This is a genomic window from Virgibacillus carmonensis (genome assembly GCF_057836705.1).
Window position 1 is genome coordinate 87,646 of sequence record NZ_JBYQFJ010000002.1, and the last position, 19,972, is coordinate 107,617.

Annotated in this window: 24 protein-coding genes; all 24 read right to left on the minus strand. The window is 37.2% G+C overall.

Going from position 1 to position 19,972, the window contains the following annotated elements:
- Window positions 1-12: 12 nt before the first annotated feature.
- On the minus strand, window positions 13-906 hold the full coding sequence (gene ftsX, locus AC3G7N_RS01735; RefSeq protein ID WP_489420413.1) for a permease-like cell division protein FtsX: 894 nt from the start codon (window positions 904-906) through the stop codon (window positions 13-15).
- A complete protein-coding gene (gene ftsE, locus AC3G7N_RS01740; protein ID WP_489420414.1) occupies window positions 896-1,582 on the minus strand; it encodes a cell division ATP-binding protein FtsE in 687 nt (228 codons plus the stop codon). Before ftsE ends, ftsX begins: the two co-directional genes overlap by 11 nt.
- Window positions 1,583-1,916: 334 nt before the next feature.
- Entirely contained in the window at window positions 1,917-2,243 is a 327-nt protein-coding gene (gene cccB, locus AC3G7N_RS01745) for a cytochrome c551 (protein WP_489420415.1), read from the minus strand.
- A 31-nt stretch (window positions 2,244-2,274) separates the two neighbouring features.
- A protein-coding gene (gene prfB / locus AC3G7N_RS01750; protein ID WP_489420416.1) for a peptide chain release factor 2 occupies window positions 2,275-3,379 on the minus strand; the annotation gives its coding sequence in 2 pieces (ribosomal slippage) (window positions 2,275-3,306 and window positions 3,308-3,379; 1,104 coding nt in all).
- Window positions 3,380-3,447: 68 nt separating this feature from the next.
- Complete coding sequence (secA, locus tag AC3G7N_RS01755) at window positions 3,448-5,961, minus strand: preprotein translocase subunit SecA (protein WP_489420417.1); 2,514 nt, start codon at window positions 5,959-5,961, stop codon at window positions 3,448-3,450.
- 233 nt (window positions 5,962-6,194) lie between these two features.
- Complete coding sequence (locus AC3G7N_RS01760; RefSeq protein ID WP_489420418.1) at window positions 6,195-6,359, minus strand: hypothetical protein; 165 nt, start codon at window positions 6,357-6,359, stop codon at window positions 6,195-6,197.
- Window positions 6,360-6,387: 28 nt separating this feature from the next.
- Window positions 6,388-6,657 carry a hypothetical protein gene (locus AC3G7N_RS01765; RefSeq protein WP_489420419.1) on the minus strand — a complete coding sequence of 90 codons (270 nt, stop codon included), beginning with the start codon at window positions 6,655-6,657 and terminating at the stop codon, window positions 6,388-6,390.
- Window positions 6,632-7,183: a ribosome hibernation-promoting factor, HPF/YfiA family gene (gene hpf / locus AC3G7N_RS01770; protein WP_489420420.1), complete on the minus strand. Its 552-nt coding sequence runs from the start codon at window positions 7,181-7,183 to the stop codon at window positions 6,632-6,634. The genes AC3G7N_RS01765 and hpf overlap by 26 nt, the downstream gene beginning before the upstream one ends.
- A gap of 212 nt (window positions 7,184-7,395) precedes the next feature.
- Window positions 7,396-7,749, minus strand: a complete 354-nt coding sequence (gene fliT, locus AC3G7N_RS01775; protein ID WP_489420421.1) for a flagellar protein FliT — start codon at window positions 7,747-7,749, stop codon at window positions 7,396-7,398.
- A complete protein-coding gene (gene fliS / locus AC3G7N_RS01780; protein ID WP_489420422.1) occupies window positions 7,749-8,150 on the minus strand; it encodes a flagellar export chaperone FliS in 402 nt (133 codons plus the stop codon). Before fliS ends, fliT begins: the two co-directional genes overlap by 1 nt.
- Window positions 8,151-8,193: 43 nt before the next feature.
- On the minus strand, window positions 8,194-9,702 hold the full coding sequence (locus AC3G7N_RS01785; protein ID WP_489420423.1) for a flagellar hook-associated protein 2: 1,509 nt from the start codon (window positions 9,700-9,702) through the stop codon (window positions 8,194-8,196).
- A gap of 15 nt (window positions 9,703-9,717) precedes the next feature.
- Window positions 9,718-10,086, minus strand: coding sequence for a flagellar protein FlaG (gene flaG / locus AC3G7N_RS01790; RefSeq protein ID WP_489420424.1), 369 nt, complete (start codon window positions 10,084-10,086; stop codon window positions 9,718-9,720).
- Between the two features lie 69 nt (window positions 10,087-10,155).
- The gene (csrA, locus tag AC3G7N_RS01795) at window positions 10,156-10,380 is read right to left on the minus strand and encodes a carbon storage regulator CsrA (protein WP_489420425.1); all 225 of its coding nucleotides are present in this window, start codon (window positions 10,378-10,380) and stop codon (window positions 10,156-10,158) included.
- 2 nt (window positions 10,381-10,382) lie between these two features.
- Window positions 10,383-10,832, minus strand: a complete 450-nt coding sequence (gene fliW, locus AC3G7N_RS01800; RefSeq protein ID WP_489420426.1) for a flagellar assembly protein FliW — start codon at window positions 10,830-10,832, stop codon at window positions 10,383-10,385.
- 18 nt (window positions 10,833-10,850) lie between these two features.
- On the minus strand, window positions 10,851-11,426 hold the full coding sequence (locus tag AC3G7N_RS01805; protein ID WP_489420427.1) for a DUF6470 family protein: 576 nt from the start codon (window positions 11,424-11,426) through the stop codon (window positions 10,851-10,853).
- Window positions 11,427-11,508: 82 nt separating this feature from the next.
- Window positions 11,509-12,390 (minus strand): flagellar hook-associated protein FlgL, encoded by an 882-nt coding sequence (gene flgL / locus AC3G7N_RS01810; RefSeq protein WP_489420428.1) that lies wholly within the window; start codon window positions 12,388-12,390, stop codon window positions 11,509-11,511.
- Between the two features lie 11 nt (window positions 12,391-12,401).
- The gene (gene flgK / locus AC3G7N_RS01815) at window positions 12,402-13,913 is read right to left on the minus strand and encodes a flagellar hook-associated protein FlgK (RefSeq protein WP_489420429.1); all 1,512 of its coding nucleotides are present in this window, start codon (window positions 13,911-13,913) and stop codon (window positions 12,402-12,404) included.
- A 25-nt stretch (window positions 13,914-13,938) separates the two neighbouring features.
- On the minus strand, window positions 13,939-14,427 hold the full coding sequence (locus AC3G7N_RS01820; RefSeq protein WP_489420430.1) for a flagellar protein FlgN: 489 nt from the start codon (window positions 14,425-14,427) through the stop codon (window positions 13,939-13,941).
- Between the two features lie 16 nt (window positions 14,428-14,443).
- Window positions 14,444-14,707: a flagellar biosynthesis anti-sigma factor FlgM gene (flgM, locus tag AC3G7N_RS01825; RefSeq protein WP_489420431.1), complete on the minus strand. Its 264-nt coding sequence runs from the start codon at window positions 14,705-14,707 to the stop codon at window positions 14,444-14,446.
- A 101-nt stretch (window positions 14,708-14,808) separates the two neighbouring features.
- Window positions 14,809-15,231, minus strand: coding sequence for a TIGR03826 family flagellar region protein (locus AC3G7N_RS01830; RefSeq protein WP_489420432.1), 423 nt, complete (start codon window positions 15,229-15,231; stop codon window positions 14,809-14,811).
- Between the two features lie 41 nt (window positions 15,232-15,272).
- On the minus strand, window positions 15,273-15,953 hold the full coding sequence (locus tag AC3G7N_RS01835) for a ComF family protein (RefSeq protein WP_489420433.1): 681 nt from the start codon (window positions 15,951-15,953) through the stop codon (window positions 15,273-15,275).
- A gap of 4 nt (window positions 15,954-15,957) precedes the next feature.
- Window positions 15,958-17,373 (minus strand): ATP-dependent helicase ComFA, encoded by a 1,416-nt coding sequence (locus AC3G7N_RS01840; RefSeq protein WP_489420434.1) that lies wholly within the window; start codon window positions 17,371-17,373, stop codon window positions 15,958-15,960.
- Between the two features lie 65 nt (window positions 17,374-17,438).
- Entirely contained in the window at window positions 17,439-18,281 is an 843-nt protein-coding gene (locus tag AC3G7N_RS01845; protein WP_489420435.1) for a DegV family protein, read from the minus strand.
- 927 nt (window positions 18,282-19,208) lie between these two features.
- Window positions 19,209-19,901 (minus strand): response regulator, encoded by a 693-nt coding sequence (locus tag AC3G7N_RS01850; RefSeq protein ID WP_489420587.1) that lies wholly within the window; start codon window positions 19,899-19,901, stop codon window positions 19,209-19,211.
- Window positions 19,902-19,972: the final 71 nt, after the last annotated feature.

Sequence of the window (19,972 nt, forward strand, 5' to 3'; positions counted from 1 at the left end):
CTATCTAGTTCGTTATACTTTTAGGAATTTACGCACGCTCATAACACTTCCCCAGATACCTATCAGTGCTCCGATTGCTAATATAATTAGTGAAAGTTGCCATGCAAATGGATTAAATGGCAATATCTGCACGAAATCGAAGTTAATCTGTCCACTTACATATGTGTCTAGATAATAATAGCCGCCGAGAATAGCTGCTACTGGAATTATTGAGCCTAGTATCCCTAAAAACATCCCTTCAATAAAAAACGGCCATCTGATAAAACCATTCGTTGCTCCAACAAGCTTCATAATTCCAATTTCTTTGCTTCGAGCCATAATTGTAAGTTTAATAGTGTTTGAAATAAGGAATATAGCAGTAAAGACTAAACCAGCAATCAATACTAAACCAATTGTCCTTGCATATTTATTGAATTCAAATAATCTTTGTACGACGTCTTTACCATAATTAACTTCTTGAACTGCATTAAGAGTTTTGATTTCCTCAGCAATACTCATTGTACTTGTAGGTTCTTTTGCTTTAACAACATATACATGGTTAAGTGGGTTATCCTGTTCGAAAAGTTGCCATGACTGTCCTTCTTTTCCCATGCTATCAATGAGGCTTTCCAATTGTTCATCTTTTGAGGAGAAATCAACAGTATCTACTTCATCTATTGCTGATATTTTATTACCTAAGTCATTTATCTGCTCTTCACCAGCAGTTAAATCTATTAATACATTTATTTCTACATCATTCTCTACCTCGGCTGCCATTTGATTTAAATTAAAAACCAATGCAAGAAATGCAGCTACTAGGATTAATGTTGTTGTTACTGCTCCGACTGAAGCTACTGTCATCCAACCATTTCTTAAAATATTCTTAATACCTTCTCGAAGGTGTCTTTTAGATGTTCTAAATATCATATCCGTATTCACCTCGATGTTCATCACGAACAATCAAACCATCTTCAACTGCGATAACTCGTTTCTTGATCGTGTTGACTATTTCCTTACTGTGTGTAGCCATAATAATTGTTGTACCACGTGCATTTATCTCTTCAAAAACACGCATAATTCCCCAAGAGGTATCTGGATCTAGGTTACCAGTTGGCTCATCCGCAATAACAATTTTCGGATGATTTACAATTGCACGTGCAATTGATACACGTTGTTGCTCTCCCCCCGACAATTCATCAGGTAAGAACCTTGCCTTGTTTTTTAATCCAACAAGATCCAGTACTTCCATAACACGTTTCTTAATATTACGAGGAGATTCTTGTATAACTTCTAACGCAAAAGCAATATTTTCAAAGACTGATAGTTTTGGTAACAATTTAAAATCTTGAAAAATAACCCCAATATCTCGTCGTAGATACGGAACTCTCTTTTCTTTAATGGAACTCATATCCATTTCATTTATAAAAATTGTTCCTCTAGACGGTTTGACCTCGCGGTACATCAGTTTCACAAATGTTGACTTCCCCGCGCCACTTGGGCCAACTATATAAACGAATTCGCCTTGCTCTATTTCAATATTTATCCCATTTAAAGCTGTAACTCCATTGGAATATGTTTTATATACGTCATTCATTGTAATCATTTATGTATCACCTTTTAATTATTGTAGTTGTCTTGATATAAAATTCTTCTACGCAGTATTCCTTAACCACGACATCATTTCGACTTTTTCCGACTAATTCTTTTATAGTATAACATCTTTCAGCGCAAATTTCGGGCATAAAAATATTACATTTGTGTTTCAAACGCAGCTTATCCTTTACCTTTTTGAAATCTTTTGTTTTTTTTTACAATGATTTAGGTCATTTTCCCTTTTTTCATTTTAACGAAGTATAAACTTTTATCGTTTTAAAATATAAAAAATGATCAACAGGAAAAGTTCCCAGTTGATCATTTTTAACCAAGTATAAAGCCCTTTACTTTTTCTTCTCTAACCAAGAAGCAAGTAAATCCACATTCTTACCTTCTACCAATCCAGCAGGCATTGCACCTTTTCCTTTCCTAATGATTTCACTAATTTCATCTTTGGAATACCGTGAGCCAACCTCTGTTAAATCTGGGCCAGCTCCCCCTGATAAATCGGAACCATGGCAATAAGCGCAATTATTTTGGAATACCCTTTCAGCTTCTGTCATGGTATCGCCACCACTATCTTTTGTTTGGTCACTTGCATTTTCATTGCCACCGCAACCACTCAGTACTATTGTAATACCAACTAGCAGTACAAAGATTCCTTTCTTCATTCGTAAATCCTCTATTCATTTTTTAAATTTATTAAGTATTTATTTGTGAGCGAAGAAATGCGTCAATAAACGGATTAATATTCCCGTCCATTACACCTTGCACATTACCAACATCAAGATTTGTTCGGTGGTCCTTCACCATAGAATATGGGTGAAAAACATACGAACGAATTTGACTTCCCCATCCAATTTCTTTTTGTTCCCCTCGAATATCATCTAGTTCTTGTTGCTGCTTTTCCAGTTCTAGTTGATATAATTTCGATTTAAGCATTTTCATTGCAGTAGCACGGTTTTTAATTTGCGAACGCTCCGATTGACAGGTAACGATAACATTCGTTGGTAAATGTGTAATCCGTATTGCTGAATCAGTCGTGTTAACATGTTGTCCACCAGCACCACTAGCTCGATAGGTATCGACCTTTATCTCTTCCGTTTTAATATCTACTTCCACATCATCACCAAATTCAGGCATGACATCACAGGAAGCAAAAGATGTATGTCTACGCCCGGATGAATCAAATGGAGAAATACGAACCAAGCGATGGACACCTTTTTCTGCCTTTAAATAACCATAAGCATTATAGCCCTTAATATTTAAGGTAACGCTTTTAATACCTGCTTCATCCCCAGGTAAATAGTCGAGAGTCTCTACCTTGAAATTTTTTGATTCGGCCCATCTTTGGTACATTCGAAGTAACATACTAGCCCAGTCTTGTGATTCTGTACCACCTGCACCTGGATGTAATTCCAACAAAGCATTATTTGCATCATATGGGTCACTTAGTAACATTTGTAATTCAAAATTGTTTATATCTGTGCGAAACGCTGCTAAATCCTTTTCAAGTTCCTGAAAAAGTTCCTTATCTTGTTCCTCTTTCACTAATTCGTAACTAACTTCTATATTCTCCAGCCGTTCTTCTAATCCTTCAAAACTGGTAACATATTCCTTTATTCCGTTAGTCTCATTTATTACCTTTTGGGCTGCTTGTGGATCTTCCCAGAAATCAGGCACTGTCATTTCTAGTTCGCGCTCTTTTACTTGGCTCTTTTTAACATCTAAGTCAAAGAGACCCCCTAAAGTCTTCTATTCGCGTATTCATTTTATCTAACTCATTTTTAATTTCTGCTAGTTCCATAATAACCACCTCAGTTTTATTTTTTTCAGCAATGAAAACACTCCCAATCGCTTGAGAGTGTCAGCCATTTATTTTCCGTGGCAATTTTTATACTTTTTCCCGCTACCACAAGGACAAGGATCATTTCTTCCGATATTTTCTTTCTTAATGTACGGCTTTTTAGATTTCTTCTTACTATCACTATCATCGCCGCCAGAAACTGCTTGCGTATTTTTTGCTACCTCTTGACGTTGCAGATTTTCACGAATTTGTGCTTTCATTACATATTTTGAAACTTCTTCTTCGATAGAAATAACCATTTGTTCAAACATCGCGAATCCTTCTGCCTGATACTCTTGTAGTGGATCATTTTGTCCATAAGCACGAAGATGGATTCCCTGTCTAAGCTGATCCATTTGGTCGATATGATCCATCCATTTTGAATCAACAGTACGGAGTAGGATAACTTTTTCAAATTCTCGCATTTGCTCTGATGTTAATTCTACTTCTTTTTGATCATATTTCACTTTAACCTTATCCACAATAACTTCAATAATTTCATCCGTATCTTTTCCTTCAATATATGATAGGGAAATGTCCTCGGCATCTAATAAGTTTCCATGTAAATAATCAATGATGGAAGAAAGTTCCTGATTTTCCTCATCTTCAAACATGTGAGATTTCACAACACGCTCAACGGTAGATTTGATCATCTCTTCGATAATATCGCGCAGGTTTTCGGAATCAATTACATCAAAACGCTGTTTGTAAATAATTTCGCGTTGCTGGCGCAGCACATCGTCATATGACAAGACTGTTTTACGTGCATCAAAGTTATTTCCTTCCACGCGTTTTTGCGCTGATTCCACAGCACGTGAAACCATCTTACTTTCGAGTGGTTGTGAATCATCCATTCCAAGACGCTCCATCATATTTCGTAGGTTATCCGAACCAAAGCGACGCATTAGTTCGTCTTCCATCGATAGGAAAAATTGGGACATACCAGGGTCACCTTGACGCCCAGAACGACCACGCAACTGATTATCAATACGTCTCGATTCATGGCGTTCTGTACCAATTACCGCTAAACCACCACGTTCTATCACACCTTCACCTAATTTGATGTCTGTACCACGACCAGCCATGTTTGTGGCAATCGTTACGGAACCTGGTTGCCCAGCGTTTTCAATGATTTCCGCTTCACGAAAATGGTTTTTAGCATTTAATACGTTATGTTTCACACCAGCTTTTTTCAATAACTGTGCAATTAACTCGGATGTTTCTACCGCTACCGTACCTACCAATACAGGTTGACCATTTTCATAGCGTTCCTTTATATCAGCTACAACAGCGTGAAACTTGCCTTCCATTGACTTGTAAATCATGTCAGCTTTATCGTCACGTACGATAGATTGGTTGGTTGGGATAGCAATTACATCCATCGCATAGATATTACGGAATTCTTCTTCTTCTGTTTTGGCTGTACCAGTCATTCCAGATAACTTTTGATACATTCTAAAAAAGTTTTGAAATGTTATCGATGCAAGTGTCATGCTTTCGTTTTGAATTTGCAGACCTTCTTTTGCTTCGATGGCTTGATGCAAACCATCACTGTACCGACGACCTTTCATTAGACGTCCAGTAAATTGGTCAACAATAACTACTTCGTCTTCTTCAACTACATAATCTGTATCACGATGCATGGATGCTTTTGCTTTTAATGCTTGATTAATGTGATGCGTTAATGAAACATTGTTTAGATCAAATAAATTTTCGATTGTAAAATAACGCTCAGCTTTATTAATACCTTCCTCTGTTAGCTGAACACCTTTTGTTTTCACATCATACGTATAGTCTGTTTCATTTTGCAATGTGGTAACAAAACCATTTGCTCGTTGATACATCGATGCTGACTTCTCTGCACTACCTGAAATGATTAACGGTGTCCTAGCTTCATCAATTAAAATAGAATCAACCTCATCAATAATTGCAAAATTGAGTGGTCGTTGCACCATCTGCTCTTTATAAAGCACCATGTTATCGCGTAAATAATCAAATCCAAATTCGTTATTTGTTCCATATGTGATATCACAGTAATAGGAGTCACGTTTTTCATCTTTTGTTAACCCATTACCATTTAACCCAACTGTTAGGCCAAGAAATTGGTATAGTTCACCCATTTCTTTCGCATCACGTTCTGCAAGATAATCGTTGACAGTAATAATGTGTACACCTTTTTCAGAAATTGCATTTAAATAGGCTGGCATGGTAGAGGCTAATGTTTTACCTTCACCTGTTTTCATCTCAGCAATATTACCTTGATGCAGTGCAATTGCACCCATCAACTGTACTGGAAATGGACGCATTTCCAAGACACGCTTTGAAGCTTCACGTACGACTGAAAATGCCTCAACCAACATATCGTCAAGCGTTTCACCATTTCTATATCGTTCTTTAAATTCTTCTGTTTTTTTATGAAAATCTGTATCTGCTAATTTTTCAAACTCTGGTTCCAATGCTTCAATTTTATCTACAATCTTTTGTAAACGATTAAGCTGTTTTTGGTTACCATCACCAAAAATTTTTGTTAATAATCCAGGCATAATTAACGCTCCTCAATATTGTTCAAATCATCTTCACTAATACTTTTGTCCACCATCAATAATAACATTTTATAAACAAATATGACAACTAGAAGGAAAAGCGAAGGCGACTGTTTAGCAATGTACAAAGAAATCATAAGAAAAAAAGAGTTGCCCGGGGATGAGCAACACTTCATAATGAGGTAAGTATGAGGATTTCGGAGGAAATTGAAGATTCCTTACGTGGGGGGACGTTATGAATGAGTAAGCGAATGCTTCGGTTGATTCTGTGTTTCGATCAGATCAGATAGTTTACGATTTGTTGCTGCTATGATGACAAGTAATTGTGTAATCGTTTCTTCCTGTTGACGCACTTTTATAACCAGTGAATCATATGAGATACAGTTTTGTTCATTCACTAACATCCCTCCTTTTTTCTATAATTACTTATACCATGTTTTTAAAATAAAAAGCGAATTGCCATTTTCGGAAATTGGGTATGAATTCGACAAATTTTTCACTATAAAATGCAACTTTTTGTAGATAAACATCCATTTTTAAACAAAATAACCGGACTTTCGTAGTCCAAAATCCAATTTTGGTAAAACGTTCTACAAAATTCGACATATTGACTTTTTGCAGACTAAAAAAGCGATCCTGCGTTAACAGAATCGCTGTGCTATCTTTATAGTTAGCTGTTTGGTTCGATAATTCCATACCGTCCATCGTTACGACGATAAACAACATTTGTATCTCCAGAAATGGAATTTGTAAAAACATAAAATGTGTGTCCTAGCATATCCATTTGCAATACAGCTTCTTCTGAATCCATTGGCTTTAAATCAAATCGTTTCGTTTTAACAATTTCAATTTCATCTGACTCTACGTCATCTTCTACTTGTTCTTTTTCTAGTTCTGCAAAAACGTGTTTTGCAGCTCCGTTTTGTCTGTACCTACGATTAACTTTTGTTTTATATTTGCGGATTTGTCTTTCTAACTTATCCACTACAAGGTCGATGGCAGCGTATAAATCAATATGCTGTTCCTCAGCGCGAAGCAATAAGTTCGTCATTGGAATTGTTACCTCAATTTTCTGCTCATCATTATAGACACTTAGATTTACATGTACATCAGAAGTTGGAGGTGTATCAAAATACCGTTCAAGCTTACCTATTTTCTTTTGTACGTAATCACGTATTGAACCTGTCACCTCGATATTCTCACCACGAATGTTGTATTTCATAAAAGTGTCCTCCTTTCATCCTTATGTAGTTACATATTCTACAATACCCCGTCCAATTCCTGCTTAAACCTAAATAAATTATGCAAATCAGTGTAGAATCTTGTCGAAGTACTTAAATGTCTTGATGACGGGCATTTAGGCAAAATAAAAAAGTAAAAAGAATAGCATAAAAAACGATTGGAAGCCCAATCGTTTTTTATAGGAGTTTTAGTTTAATTTTTACTATCCATAAACATACCATCTATGGATCGCGCATCTTTATATGGATTCATATAATTTTGATTCGACTTTTTTTGTTTTTTAATCTGTTTCATTTCTACCTTTAACTCTTTTAACACTTCTGCCATTTTTGATTGAATAGATTCATTCATAATAACGAGTTTTTTACCAATCATTTTTTCTTCTGCTGTAAAAGGGGGTCTTACATCACCCATCAAATTCCCTCTTTTCTCAATTAAAAGATTAATTTGTTGAATAATTGCTTCACGGTTTTTGGAAGTAATTGATTGATTCAGTACTACTTCTAGTTCTTTTGTAACCTTAAATAATGCTTCAAGCCTAACCATTAGACTTTTGCCCCTTGCGCATATTGACTTTGACGAGTTTTTAATATGACTTCTTTCCAAGTATCTCTAAATTCAACTGCGAAGGATAAAGCTTCATCTAATAATGTGGCGTCATTTTTAATGTTACCTTCTTTTAATTGGAAAAGTATATATTCATATAATGGTAACATTTCATTGGAAATCTCTATTTTTGGGTCCAATGTTAACATTAATTCCTGAATAATATTTTGCGCCTTCTGAATATTAATGTTTTTAGCCTCATATTCTTTTTCGTTCATGTTCTTCTTTGCTTGCTTGATAAACTTGATGCAGCCATTATAAAGCATCATGGTCAATTCTGCTCCAGAGGCTGTGTTCACTGCATTGTTTTGATAGGTTTGATATTGCTTATTTAAAGACATAATTACACTCCCTTTAAGGATCTTCTCTATCTTATTCTATTACTTAAGCACCGCCAAATTGAGACATAAGCTGTGCAGACTGTTGATTCATCCGTTGAATCGCTTTTTCCATCGCAGTAAATTCGCCCCAGTAACGATTTTCCACCCGTACCAGCCTGTCTTCAAATGCTGAAATTTGCTCATTTAGATCTTTCATCCGCTTACCAAGCGTATAATTTTCAAGTGTATCTGACCCTTTACCTGCACGTTCTTCAATCCGACCCATGGTGGATTCAAGTGAATCTTCCAGGCGATTAACGATGCCTCGGCTTGCTCCCTCACCACTATTGGAAAATAGCTTTTGAACACCATCAGGATTATCTGTTAATGCTTTTTTTAGTTCATCTTCGTCCACAATCAGCTTTCCGCCATCCATATAATCACTAGAAGTTGTAATGCCAACTTGCGTTAGAGAAGTAATATCTCCGCCTGTTTCAACGCTAGCATACCAGCTGCGCCGCATGGAGAATAATCCATCTGAAACGACAGATGCATTGCTAATAATTCCGCTCTTTGCTTTTTCATCCCAGAGCTTTGCTTCATCTTCTGATAATTCTTCTCGCTGTTTATCTGTTAGTGGTTTATAGTCGCGAAATGTTTCCTCTCGCTGTGTTTCATTTAACGTCTCGACTACTTGGTTATATTTGTCAACAAACTTCATGATAGATTCAAACGATGCTTCCACATTATTATCGACAGTCAAATTTGCGGTGCCACTCGTTATACTTTTAAATTCAAATTTTATACCGTTTAATGTATAGTTATTGTCTTTAGATGTTAAATCGAGTTTTCCATTATATTGGAATTTAGCGTCTGCACCATCGTCTTCTCCAGCTGTAGTTAATTGAAGTGTATTTGTGAAAAATTTATTAGTAGAATCAAAACCAATTTCTGCTCCATTATAATTGGTTGTGCCTGTGTTGTAATTTCCTGTCCGCGTTGTTTCTAGTACAACTTTCTGAGATTGAGTGTCAAAAAATGCACGAACGTTGTTGTCATCTTCTGTAATTCTATTTAAAGTATCATTTAATGTATCGTCTGCACTAACCGTGTATGTGTGTGTACTCTTATTACCATCTTTATCGTAGGTGTAAAATTCAAAAGTTTCTTCGACGAATCCGCCCGAAAAACTTTGATCAGATAATTTCATATTTGGATCAATTGTTGTACCTGCAGCATTCATAGTTCCACCCACATTGATAGCTGATTCAGCTAACTGTGTAACTTCAATAGTATAAACACCATTCGAAGAACTTGAAGTTCCAGTAGCTGTTACAGCATCTACTTGTGTAGAAGTAACTGACTTTGCATTATAAGTAGAATCAAGTTTCATATTTAGCATCATGTTATCCAACTCTAGTAACTTTTTGTTAACATCACGGAATGCATCCCGCTTCCAAGTCAAGGTTGTTTTATCTTGCTCCATGCGATCTAATGGCATTCTCTCAGCTTTCATTAACTTACCAACAAGCTGATCAATGTCCATTCCTGTTGCCAGCCCACCAATACGCATACGATCTCAACTCCTCTATATCTTTTCATCCACCAGCAATCCCATAAATTCAGCCATAGATGCATACATATCAAGCATCTTTCTTGGAGGAATTTCTTTGATTACTTGATCTGTAATTGGATCCACTACGGTTACATAGTAGTCATTTAGTTTTTCATGATACTCAAATTTTAAATTGGTTCGTAAAGGTTCTATGAGTTCGTTTAGTTTTGAGATAACTGTTTCGATGTCTTCTTTATTCAGTATCTTTTCATCATGAAGTTCTGTCTTTTGATTTTTCACTGCCTTTTCAATGGTGGCCCCATCTGTTGCAGATGTAAGTTGCTTGTTGTATGTTTCGCTTTGCAAGGGTTGTGAACCAGACACTACTTTTTCAAGCCTCATTACCCATGCAACTCCTTGTACTTTGTTTTCTTTTATATCGGCACTATCTATATCATTGTTTAACTATTTCTAGCCGTCTTTATTTCCTAATAATCCCAGCAAATCAGCAGATAGATTAGCAGCTGCATTATTTTGCTCTTGTATATCTATGTATATTTCTTTTCGATGGATTTCAACTGTCTTAGGTGCCGCTATTCCGAGCTTTATTTGGTCACCCTCGATGCCTAATACCTTGATTTCAATATCGTCTCCAATTTGAATAGATTCATTTAGCTTCCTCGTAAGAACTAACATGACTATACTCCCTTCACTGCAGAGGATTTAGCTTGTGTAATCGATGATTTCGTTGAATAATTATCTGCATTTAGAATATATTGCTTCCCTCGTTTGCTAGTAGGATTAATAATAACAGGTGCCTTTAGGTTTAAAGTACTATTTTCAAATGGATCCTTTAATGTAACGATGGAAAAAACAGTTACATCTTTTTCATTACTAATTTCTAAGCTTTCCTTTACATTGGCATCAAGTTCAAACGCATAATCCTGATAAAAAAGGTAGGGGTTCGTTAGCACAAAAGCGATACCTGGTGTAATGATGGATTGCAGGATTTGAAACACAGGATTTCCTGGTAAATCGAGCAACATAAATTTGGTCTCATCATTAAACCCTGGTAACCCACCAATAAAATGAATTGCCAACTCTTCGTTTAATTCAACTTCTCCTAAATATTTTGTTTGTATTTTCATCTTAGCATTACCATCCTTTTAACCATTTTTATATGAAAAGAGATTTTCAAAGTCAATTTCCAAGCTTTGAAAATTTTTCATTCCAATGTCAACTGAACCGGGTAAATATGTATGAACGGGTTTATTTGTCTTTGCTTGTATAATCGGCTTATTTGTTTGAACATCAATCGTTACGTCAGAAGGCTGATAATTAATCTTTACTGCAGAAGCTGATGGAATAAACGTAATTCCTAATTGCTTCATTTGATCAAAACCATTTTGAACAGCTTGACTCGAAATGGGATTCCCTTTATTTTCAATCCGCATCAAGGCATCACCTTGCTGTACGCGTCTGGCAGTTCCTTCATTCACATCTTGAAATCCCTCGTTTGCGAACTTTTCAATCCGTTTAAATACATGCATGAGATTCATATCTTCCCATGCTTTCGTCTGATCAATTTGGAGTTTAGAAGGAGTTGTCCGGATGTTCATCTCCGCCTTTGGTTGTTGAATCGACAAAGATGCTTCAGGTTGTTGTATGGTTTGTTTTCCGCTAGTTTGTTGAATGCTAATATGAGCCATTTGCGATTGCATTCGTATTTGAGGTATTTTCATGAAGTATCTCTCCTTCATTTATTAAAATATAGTGAAAGCCCCGACCCACCAATGGCTTAAGTGGTCAGGGCTATGGTTGTTCCTATCGTAAAAAATCTAATAAGGTCGGTTGAATGATTCGTGATCCTGCAGATAATGCTGCACGATGAACACTTTCCTGTGCTATCAACTTTGTTATTACTTTCTCATAGTCAATATCTTCATTATTAGACATCATCCGTGTTGCATTTATTTCCTGTGAACTCAATCGATTCTCAATTAAATCCAAGCGATTCATCCGCGCTCCTAAATCGGCTCTAGCATTAATTACATTATTTATACTGCCATCCAAATCAGCAATGCTATCTTCAATTTCCGTTTGATTATTCGTATCAAGCGCATTAACAAAATCATCAATTTGATCAAATAAATCTGATGCGAAAACTTCTGATCCAGCAACATTTGCTTGAAGCCTCGTGTTACTAGATACCTCAATCATAACAGGGCTTCCATTTTGATCAATTGTCATCGTGCCATCATTATCAACAGTAATAGGTTTTGTATCTGTTTTTGTACCGTTAAAAATAAATTTGCCATTTACATTCGTGTTAGCAATATCAATAATGTGTTCTTTTAGCTGCTTTACTTCTTCCATGATGTTTTCACGCTCTTCGTCACCATACGTATCATTGCTGGCCTGAACAGCTAACTCACGCATCTTTTGTAAAGCCTGTGTCGCCTTATCTAAAGCCGCATCTGAATTATCCATCCAATTATGAACCTCGTTCGTGTTGCGCGTATATTGTTCTACCTCAATGACCTGTGAACGATAATTCATGCCTTTCATAGCAATAACAGGATCATCTGATGGTTTATTGATCTTTTTTCCAGTTGATAATTGATTCATATATGTATCTAAGGTGGAGTAGCTATTGGATAAGTTTCTTAGCATATTATTAGATAACATTCCTTGTGTAATTCGCATATAACTTACCCCTACCTTCCTACTATCCCCATATTATTTATAATACGATCTAATAATTCATCAACAGCTGTCAAACTGCGTGCTGCAGCATTATATGCGTGCTGAAATTTAATCATATTAGACATTTCTTCATCTAAGGAAACAGAGCTTACTGACATTCGCTGGTTTTCAACTTGTGACTTAAGAATCATGGTGTTCCCTGCCATCCTGTTCGCTTCTTGTGCATGAACGCCTAGTTCTCCAATTAGTGATTCGTAAAAGGTTTTCACTGATGTATTCTCACCCAATCCATTCAATGGATCATCAAATACATCTGCTAATGCACTGGCGTTACTACCATTCCCAAGATCTCCGTCTTCACTAGCAGCAATTAAATCAGGGTCCTCCATGATTGCATCAGATACAGTTAAAGAGGCGGCTGCACCCGATTCCTGATCAACCCCAACAAAGAATACATTACCTTGGTTACCTTTTAGGTCTTGTCCACTCTCATGAACCTCATTAAATTCTCCAGCAAATTCAACTGCCATTTTGTCCAAGCTCGCAAGCATATCCGTGTATGTACCTTTTACAGAACCATCAGCATCCTCATATCCATACGATTCAATAAACCCATTAAGTGAACCATTGGAATTGAAGTTTTCCGGTTGAATCTCTTCATCACCGACACGAATGGAAGTAACAGCAAGTTTGTTATTATCCGAATACTCAACAGCAAACTCATTGATTTCTCCTGATTCCCCGTCAACCAATGTTACTCCAATTCCTTTCCCTTTATCATCCACTAATTCAATTGTTGCCAATCCATCCGCTATTGCTGGAGAGCTTTCACCGCTCTTTGTATAGGAAACTTTAATATTGACGATACCAGATAACTCGTCAATTAAACGATCACGTTCATCATACAAATCATTAGCCAAATATCCGTGTGGTTCAATGGCCTGAATTTGTTTGTTGATCCCATTCACTTGAGATAATATGGAATTTGCATCCTTCACGGTAACATCAATCTGATTTTTCAAGTCCGTTCGCATACTGCTTAAAGAACTAGATAAATAGTTAAATGTTTCTGCAACAGCAAGCCCTCTTTGCGCAACAACAGATCTAGCACCTGAGTTTTTGGGATTAACAGAAAGATCCTGAAGCGATTGCCAAAACTGGTCCATCGTTTTGGAAAGACCATTTTCAGATGGTTCGTTCATTAAACTTTCCATACGTGCAATAGAATCTGCTTTCGATGTCCAAAAACCTGCCTTACTATTCTCTGTACGAAACTGGTAATCCAAAAATTTGTCACGAACACGTTGGACAGATCCAGCTTCAACACCTGTTCCCATTTGCCCAGGAATTTCTGGTCTGTTCCTTGATGCGGTTGGAAACGGTGATTGCGTTTCAAAGTTAACACGCTGTCTCGTGTATCCTTCTGTGTTCGCATTCGAGATATTATGACCCGTCGTGTATAGCGCTGATTGCTGGGCAAATAGAGCTTGTTTTGCCATTTCTAATCCATGAAATGTACTCATTACCTAACTCCTCTCGAAGGAAGCATTATGCTTTAGAATCAAATACCGAACGTTTTATTGATTCCTTTTCCTTTGTGTTTCCGTAATTTAAATTAGTGATAGATGGATTCATCATATCCAGTGACAGTTCAACAAATTGTAAGGATTGTTGGATAAGCGCCTGGTTTAACTGCTCTTGCTGTTTCAGGTTTGTAATGGATCGGGTCAGTTGGACTGTTACATCCTCCAGAACTTTTTGCTGTTCTTGATCATCTAGCAGTTCAAGCATAGTCGTTATCGTTTGGTCATTGGTTTTTAAATTGTTTGCGTCAAACCAATTCTTCACCTCTATTTGCCGGCTTGCTTCCATTTGTTCCAACGCTTGCACATGCTTACGTTCTTTAACAAGTAGTAGTTGTAACTTTTCCATACTACCTTCTTTAATGGCAACTGTCTTTTGTTCCGAAACAGATAGAAGACTTTCATGTAACATAACGAGTTTTTCCAACGATTTTATAATAGTTTGCAGGGACAACATTTCGTCCTCCTTACTAGCGTTTATTCCAGAATGCAATCATCTTACTTGCGGTTTTTTCAGGATTCACTTTATATTCACCAGAGTCTACAGCATTTTTTATTTCCTGTACATAAGCCTTCCGTTCACTACTTGGTTTTTCGTTTCCTTGAAGTTCCTTGGCTTGGCTGGAAATCTGCAGCTGATCCTTTTGATTTACTTCCTTGTTCATATCCGTCTGCTTCTGAATTTGATTTTTATATGGATTAAAATTTGTATGGTTCGGTCCGTTTATTTTCACGTTTTTGCTCACCTCTTTTTATTTACTTACTACATTCTATTCCCGTAAACTTTCTTCTTATATCTTATATCGGTTCATTTATTAAAATGTAAAGCCAAAATTCACTGATCCTTCTTAAAGGAATAATAAATGGCTGATTGTTTATTATCAAATTCTTTTAAGCGCATTGCCCGTTTTTCCTCACGTGTTTCATTATCTAAATCTCGCAATAATTCCTCTGAACATGGTGAACAGATTTTACCAGAAGTAATATTTTTGTTGCACGTTTCGCACGGATAAGCAAGCTTTGGAAACTGGGATGTCAGTAGTCTTTTTTCTTTAATGAATTTTGTAATCAGGTCCCCGGCTACACCAGTTTCTTCCACGACTTCAGGTAGAGTAGCTTCTCTATTCTTTCTCAATCGTAAAAATTGGCTAACCGCTTTATAAGCGTTTTCTTCGTCTTCATAACAACTTTTACAAATATCTCGCACTGTTTTTATATACAGATCATCACATTGAGTACAATTCGCTAATTCACCCATCGTAGTTTCCCTCATTTTCCTATAGTATAACATACAGCAACCTATCCTCTAATCAGTGTAAAACCATACACATGAGGACATCCCGCTTCCCGCAAAAGTCCAGCAGCGTGGCGTAAGGTTGTGCCTGTTGTATATATATCATCGACGAGAATAACGTTTTTTTTAACTGTTTCATCAAGGAAAAATGGGTTTCTGGCTGCAATCCGTTCCTTCCGTGTTTTTTTCGATTGTTTTTCACCATGAATGCGCGTTAAAATTTCCTTTGTTTCTATTGGTAAAAAATCAGCTAACATTTTCGCCTGATTAAACCCACGTTCATTAAGCCGCTCCTGACTTAAAGGAATAGGTACCACAATCAAGTCATTTGCAACAGAACCAAATACAGTTTCAAAGGAATGAACAATGGTTTCTTTAAATATCTCTCCCAAACAATAGTCACCACGATATTTCCATTTAGTAATCATCTCTTGAATCGTCGTATTGTATATGAAAATGGAGTGATTCTTAGTAAGAACGTCTTCTCCATCTACCTTTTTCCACTTTTGACAATCGGGACAAATTGTCTCTTCGGAAGATCGGCTACAAATAGAACAACGCAATCCACTTATGATTTCAAGACCAGTCGAGCAATCTGCACAAAGCACACGTTTAGGAGGCAATAATAAAAAATTACTCCACGTCATTAATGGAATTATTTCCTCGTCACACCATAAACAGTTCATCGTACTAGAAACCTCCCCGTTTATTCATCGTTTTAATCGACTGGATCGCTTCTACCATTGCATTTGTTTTGCCGTCATGGAAAAATACTACTTCTCCATTAGGATCATCATAACTTCTACCAGCTCGCCCCGATATTTGAACTAATGCAGCTTCGTCAAAAACGTCATGTCCAGCATCAATCACAGCTACATCAACTGATGGAAAAGTTACACCCCGTTCCAAAATAGTCGTTGTAATTAAAACGGAAATTTCTTTGTTGCGAAACTGAATAACTTTCTCTTCTCTATTCGTGTCAGCTGCGTGCACGGTGATTAATTCCTGTTTGGATTTAATATTACCTGAGGCTACTAGTTTCCCTTCAAGTTTATCCTTCATCTTAGTGGCTAGATTAATGGTAGGAACAAAAATTAATAGTTGGCGACTCGGTTTATTTCGGTTTTGTAACCAGGTAAAAAAAGATGCGGGAGGGGAATAGTTTTGCAGGCTTTTGCGTAATGCAAAGCACATTCTCATCGTTGGTACAGGTAATGGGTTACCATGAAACCTGACAGGTACAAAAATATGGGCTAATTTTTTTCTTGAAATTTGTTTACGATGGTTTTTTCGGGGAGTAGCAGTTAGATATATGGTTGAGCTTTTATCGCTTTTTGCGCGATTTGTGGCGTAAGGTAAGGAAGGATCAGCATGGAAAGGAAATGCATCGACTTCATCAATAATCATTACATCAAAGGCTTTTTGGAAACGAAGTAGTTGATGAGTAGTAGCGAGAATCAGTTGAGCTGTTCCATCATTATCCTTACTTCCGCCATAAAGACCTTGAATAGATACAGTAGAGAAAGCCTGACGAAAGCGTGGTAAGAGTTCACGTACAACATCTGCACGGGGAGTTGCCAAACAAACACGTCTTCCTATTTTAAGTGCATTCGTTATACCTTCATAAAGCATTTCAGTTTTTCCTGCCCCACAAACGGCCCAGACCAAGAGCTCAGATTCTTGATTCGTTATCGCAGAAGAAATGCGTCCACTAGCATACTTTTGACGTTCTGTCAGTTCACCACCCCAACTACACGGCTGTTCATGGTTGGGCCAATCTGGTTCAGGGCCACTCCAACTGTAAAGTGGCTCACATTCTAGCACCCTACCCATTTCAATACATTTACGGCAATAAAAATGAGGTTTACTGCAATTTTGACACGGAAACATTCCAAATAATGACCCTTTTTGGTTGTTACACCGTAAACATTGAGTTGTGCCAAGTTTTCTTAAAACAGAGGGCTGCGCGGAAAATTGTTGTTGGCTTAATAGTCGTTGAAATGTCGGATTATCAATGGGGATTTCGTTTCGCAATAATAGTTTGCCTGAAAAGCGATTGGAGAGAATAAAATCTGGGCGGGAATCTTCCGAGGAAGTGTGATTCAAGTAAATGCACTCCTGTCTATATTATGATTAGAGCCACCAAATCTGGCAGCTCTATTATTACCCAATTATTTCGTATACCACCCTATACCAATAGCTCCTTGACCTAAATGGGTACCGATTACAGGCCCAAAATAGCTACTATTACAATCTAGGAAAGGATGTTTTTCTTCTAACTCTTGTTTCAGAGCCAAGGCAGCTGGTTCACAATTCCCATGAATGATGGCTACTTTAAGGGGATTTCCTTTACTAATGTCTTCCTCCAGTAAACCGATAATCCGGTTTAACGCTTTTTTCCGTGTACGTATCTTTTCAAATGGAACAATCTTTTTATCGATAAAATGCAGGATTGGCTTCACTTGAAGCAAGCTCCCAACAAGCATCTGCGCACCATTTAACCTTCCACCACGATGTAAATGATTTAAATCATCGACCATAAAATAGGCACGCATCCCCCGCTTCATTTGTTCTAAGCGACGGATAATTGTTTCAGGAGATTCATGATCCCTAGCCATCTTAGCAGCTTCGAATGCATAAAAACCCTGTGGCAGGCAACTAATTTCGGAATCAAATGGATAAACAGTGATTCCTTCCACCATTTCGCCAGCACTTATAACTGCCTGGTGGGTTCCACTAATCCCACTTGACAAGTGTATAGATACAACCGCATCATAATTAACTGCAAGTTCTTCTAGCTTTTCTATGATATATCCAATGGAGGGCTGAGATGTTTTTGGTAGATTTTCTGCATCTTTTACCATTCTATAAAATTCCTCTGTTGTAAGATCCATCTCTTCTTGATAGGACACCTCTCCAAAAACAACACTTAACGGCACCATATGGATTGATTCGCTTTCCCTAAGCTGTTTTGGAATATATGCTGTACTATCTGTCATTACAGCAACTTTCATTTAATTTCACCTCAACCTGATCTGCATTAGTAATCTGTAATCTATTATTTCCAGTTTACAGTAAACACAGAAAAAAAGCATTACTAAGTATCTCAACTTTCGCACATAGATAATCATGATGAATTCAATAAACTGTAATACTTATAGCACTTGAAATATGGTACTTGACACGAATTACAAATATGTCTTTTCATAAAACTTGTTGCTATTTACTTTGTCGTAACTGATATAAACTGCGACGTAACAGCGCCGTGATTTCCGCTGTGGATAGTCGCTTTCCGCGGGTGGCTGGTGAGCCTCCTCGTGCTACGAACTCCGGGGTCTCACCTATGCCTTTCCTCCCGCAGGAGTCGACTACCCTTCGCTCCAATCACTGAAGAGTGAAGAGATGAATGTTATGGAATTATAGCTCAACCCTAGCGAAGGAAAAACACGGAGACTCCTGCGGGAAAGCGAAGACGATGAGACCCCGCAGAGAGCGATCTTTGCGATCGAGGAGGCTCAGCGCAAGCCCTAAGGTGCGCGTAGTGATTTTTCCACAGCGGCGCAGGTCACTGAACATGATTTTTAGTTACGTCGCAGTCTATAGGTTTTGTGTCAACTACAACAATGGGTTGCGGACTTATTCAACTATCTCAGGGACAATCTACTTATTTCAGTCTGCGAAAGTTGAGTAAGCATAAAGTCAAACTTTATTCAGTAGGGGTATTACTGCCTGTCAAACTGGTATAAAAATATGCCTTGACACATAAAGCGTCAAGGCATAAATCGTACAGACGATAAAGATGAGGAACAAATTCAAATTGTTTGTAAACAGTTAAGTTAATAGTTATAGTTTGTGTTCAAAAAGGGCAGAAAAAGTGTTCTTCCTTTTCAAGAAACGAAGAAATTCACCGTTTATCATTTGTTGACTTTTTGAACAACCTCTTATAGTATCTCTACCCAACCTTTGCGGATTGCCGCTACAACTGCTTGGGTTCGGTCGTTAACATTCATTTTTTGAAGGATATTACTTACATGGTTTTTAACTGTCTTTTCACTGATATATAAAGAATCTGCAACCCCGCGATTACTTTTTCCTTCAGCTAATAACTGCAAAACTTCACACTCACGGCGAGTCAACAAATGTAATGGTTTACGATAGTCAGCACCAATTTCTGACCTGTTTGAGGGAGCCTCTTTTGCCAGTCGGCGAAATTCCTGAACTAAATTATGGGTTACGCGTGGATGCAAATAAGATCCACCCTCACTTACAACTTTAATTGCCTCAATTAGCGAATCCGAATCCATTTCTTTTAATAAATAGCCTTGTGCACCAGTTTTTAATGCATGTGTGACATAGCTTTCATCATCGTGAATGGATAAAATAATAACACTAGTGTCTGGATGATGCCTAATCAGGTTCGCAGTAGCTTGTACACCATTCATATCAGGCATATTGATATCCATTAAGACAACGTCAGGTTTATGTTTAGCAACTAATTGCGCCGCTACATTTCCGTCGTCACCCTCTGCTATTATTTCAAATGAAGATTCAAACTCTAGTATACGTTTGACCCCTTCTCGAAAGAGTTTATGATCATCTATTAACACAATTTTTGTAAGATCCTTTTTTACCATCAATTTTGTTCCTCCTACAAGTTTTTCTATTTTATCTTTCTCTTTCTCTTTACCTATTACATAGATGATTC